The sequence below is a fragment of the Streptomyces sp. NPDC002785 genome, assembly GCF_040295565.1.
GTDB lineage: Bacteria > Actinomycetota > Actinomycetes > Streptomycetales > Streptomycetaceae > Streptomyces.
In genome coordinates, this window is record NZ_JBEOVN010000380.1 from 1 (window position 1) to 2,879 (window position 2,879).

Genomic DNA, 2,879 nt, shown 5'->3' on the forward strand with positions numbered 1-2,879 from the left:
ATACGCCAGGAGTTCACCGGCCACATCAACCACGCCATCATGCACGGGCACCTGTGGTCGCCCTCGTACTTCTCGGCATCCTGCGGCGGAGCACCATTGGCGATCGTCCGCCAGTACATCGAGCAGCAAAAACGCCCGCTCCAGCCTGCGGGTCAGAGCAGTCTTGAGATGCGTTTCATCCCCGGCGTGAACGCCGGGGCTTTCACACAAGATCCCAGGTAACCCCATCAGGCCTGCATGGTTCGCCTCTTGCTTCTTGTGACGTCTTCTCGATGACCTCGCACGTGGAGTGCGTGGTGATCCTTGAGCCGGCAGGAAAGGGTGTTTGACCTGCGGCTTTGCGGGTGGGTGAGCCGCTCGACCTGTTTCCTGCTGTGCAGCGGGCCGAGCGGACAGATCACCCCCTGGACGTGGCTCGACCTGCGATTTCATGGCGGAAACGACCACGGCCGCGGCGACTTCAGGGCCTCGTTCGGAGATTCTTGACGCTCGGATGACGCTTGCTCTGAGGGTCTGGCCCAGCCGCATGGCTCTGGTCACTGGGGCGATCACGAGACGATTTCGGTATCTCGGGCCATGGCGGGCTGCTCGGTTCCCGGTGCACTTGATGTACCCCGGGTCGGGCAGTCGGTGAGCCGTGTCGTGGGCGTAGCGGGTTCGTGGCCGTTTGTGTCGGGTGGGCTTGGTAGAGGCGGTAGGTGGGGCGGACGGGGAGGTACTTGTCGACGAAGGCGTCCTGCGCCGCCGTTCTGGCCGGTGATGGCGTCGTAGACGTCGCCGAGGAACTCGAAGGGCATCTTCGGCCTTGGCATGAAGCCGTCGCCGAAGTCCCCCGCCATCCTGCCCGACCCCAGCGGCATGACCCGGAAGACCCCAAGAGCCCGGACGCGATCCCTGGGGCTCCGGCGCGTCACTTTCTGCCTGGTTTCGGGGCGAATGCGAGCCGAGGGGCTCAGCGGAGCATTACTCAGGGGCGTTTACGGGCCCATCCCGGCGTGCGTGGAGCTGGGCCGGGTCCGGGCCGTGACTGGCTGGCCATTTTTGCTCGTTGCTTCGGTGAAGCGTGCCGTGACAGCATTCGGCAGGTGTTCGATAACGGGGATGACATAGCAGGGCCGCCTGTTCGGCGTTCGAAGATCGCCGACTTGGCCGATTGGCCTGCTCCCGAGGTGCGGTCGACACCGGGTGTGGCCCTGGAGCCGGTCCCTGCCGTGACGCTGGAGGGAGATCGGACAGCGGCGGCTCAGCGTGAGTTTGCTGTGTTGCTGGGTGAGTTCCGGCGTACGGCGGTGCTGGTGCCGCTGGATGGGGCCGGGGATCTGTGGTCGGCGGAGCAGAACGGGGTGCGTTGGATCTGTGCGTTCTCGGACGAGGAGGCGCTTGCCCGGTTCGCGCGGGCTCGTGGGGATGCCGCGCGGGAGTGGGCGTATCAGGCGGTGTTGGGTGCGCGGTTGTTGGATGTGATGGTGCCGTTGTTGTCGGGGCCTGCGGGGGTGGCGCTGGATGCGGGCAGTGAGGACGGCGGGATGTTGTTTCCGCCGGTGGCGGGGATTGTGCCGGATGCGGTCGCGGTGGATCTCGGGGGGATGCGGTGAGCGGGGAGAGTTCTGATCTTCAGGTGCCGCCGGAGGCCCTGGCCGCGATCGCGAAGGGGATCGATCTGGCACATGCCGAGTTGAAGGATCTCGGCATGATCGGGCAGGCGTCGACGGGCCGGGGGTTCTCTGATCTTGCCCTGTCGGGGCTGGAGTTGGGGCATGGCGGGCTGACGTCGGAGTTCGAGACGTTCTGCAACCGGTGGGAGTGGGGCGTGCGGGCGCTGACGCAGAAGGGCAACGGCTTCGCGCTCGGGGTCGGGTTGTCGGCGGGGTCTTTCGCGGAGCAGGAGCAGTACATCAAGGACTCGGTCAAGATCGGCGTGAACTCTTTGAACGGGAATCCGCACCTGTCCGAGGAGGAGGTGAAGGCCATGAGCTGGGACACGGTCAGCAAGCAGTCCGCGTATGACGACCCGGACTTCAGCGGGGAGTCGATGCTGAAGGCGCATGAAGAGGTGAAGCAGAACTGGCAGGACACCGCCTACGACGTGGAGGACGCGGCGCTGGACTCGATGGAACGCTCCGGGCTGGTGGACCCGGCTGTGCGGGAAGCGGCGGATGAGCGGCTCAGGGAGCAGCTTGATCCGTCGCAGGAGACGATTCGTCAGGCGGAGCAGCCGCGGTGGGGGGAGAGTCGCTGATGGACTGGGGGAAGCTCGGCGGAGATCTTTACGACGGTGCGGGCAAGCTGGTCGACAAGGGCAAGGCGTTTGTCGGCGAAGGCATCGACAAGGGCACCGATTTCGTCGGTGCCGGTCTGGAGAAGGTCGGCGCGGACGAGTGGGCGGACGCGGTCGAGGACTGGGGCGACGAGACCGCGTCGTCGCTGGGTGCGAAGGTCGGGGAGCAGCAGCTCGGGCAGAGTGAGGAAGCCGACGAGCTGATCCACGGCAGGCCGGAGAAGATCAGTGCCGCGGTGAAGAACCTCCGCGATTTTCAGAAGGCGTTCGATCTCGTCGGCGGCGGGATGAAGAAGCTCGACTCCGGCCACTGGATGGGTGAGGCCGCCGACGCCTTCCGGGCGAAGTTCGAGACCCTGCCCACAGACTGGCTGCGCGCGGCGGATGCGTTCGAGGACGCGGCCGGGGCGCTGGAGACCTACGCCGGGACGGTCACGAGCGCGCAGGGCAAGGCCGGTGAGGCGATCGCTCTCTACAAGGAGGGCAAGCAGGACTACGAGACGGCCGCTGCCGCGTTCAAGGAGAAGGCCGAGGCATACAACGCGGTCCGCAACACCGACCACCCCCTCCCGCACCCGGGGAAGTTCTCCGATCCGGGCGC

3 protein-coding genes and 1 pseudogene are annotated in these 2,879 nt (G+C 66.3%); all 4 read left to right on the top strand.

The window, feature by feature from the left end:
• Positions 1 to 138 (top strand): annotated as a pseudogene (locus ABTZ94_RS37135) (transposase); the annotation flags it as partial.
• 947 nt (positions 139 to 1,085) lie between these two features.
• Complete coding sequence (locus ABTZ94_RS37140) at positions 1,086 to 1,595, top strand: SseB family protein (RefSeq protein WP_351207819.1); 510 nt, start codon at positions 1,086 to 1,088, stop codon at positions 1,593 to 1,595.
• On the top strand, positions 1,592 to 2,239 hold the full coding sequence (locus ABTZ94_RS37145; protein WP_351207821.1) for a hypothetical protein: 648 nt from the start codon (positions 1,592 to 1,594) through the stop codon (positions 2,237 to 2,239). Before ABTZ94_RS37140 ends, ABTZ94_RS37145 begins: the two co-directional genes overlap by 4 nt.
• The coding region (locus tag ABTZ94_RS37150) for a putative T7SS-secreted protein (protein WP_502967376.1) at positions 2,236 to 2,879 on the top strand (644 nt) is incomplete at its 3' end. The genes ABTZ94_RS37145 and ABTZ94_RS37150, both read left to right, overlap by 4 nt.